Origin of the sequence: Pseudomonas sp. PDM22, from assembly GCF_014851965.1 — a bacterium.
Taxonomy (GTDB): domain Bacteria; phylum Pseudomonadota; class Gammaproteobacteria; order Pseudomonadales; family Pseudomonadaceae; genus Pseudomonas.
Genome location: NZ_JACVAR010000035.1, coordinates 1 through 462, shown reverse-complemented (window position 1 = coordinate 462; position 462 = coordinate 1). Strand labels below are relative to the sequence as shown.

General features: G+C 64.3%; 1 protein-coding gene. It reads left to right on the top strand.

The annotated features are described in order from the left end of the window. On the top strand, positions 1-462 hold a 462-nt coding region (locus IB255_RS30520), incomplete at both ends, for a DUF5801 repeats-in-toxin domain-containing protein (RefSeq protein ID WP_225595117.1).

Below are 462 nucleotides of genomic sequence, written 5' to 3'. Positions count from 1 at the left end.
AGGCGGCCCTCAACATCGGCCAGAACCTGGTGTTCAAGGACGACGGACCGAGCGTCAGCACCACCGGCACCGAGCCGACACTGACGGTGGACGAGACCGTCCTGGCGACCAACGCCACGCAGAACTTTGCCGCCAACTTCAACTCATCGTTTGGCGCCGATGGGGCCGGCACGCTGACCTATGCACTGGGCGTGGTGGCGGGTGCCTCCGGGCTGGTGGACACGGCCACGAATGAGGCAGTGAACCTGTCGCTCAACGGCACAGTGGTGGAAGGCCGTACGGCCACGACCAACCTGCTGGTGTTCACGGTCAGCGTGGCCGCCAATGGCGACGTCACGCTTGACCAGATACGGGCGGTGGTGCATCCCGATGCCAGCAATCCCGATGATTCGAAGAGCCTGACGGCGGACAATCTGGTGACGCTGACAGCGACCATAACCGACAAGGACGGCGACAGTGCCC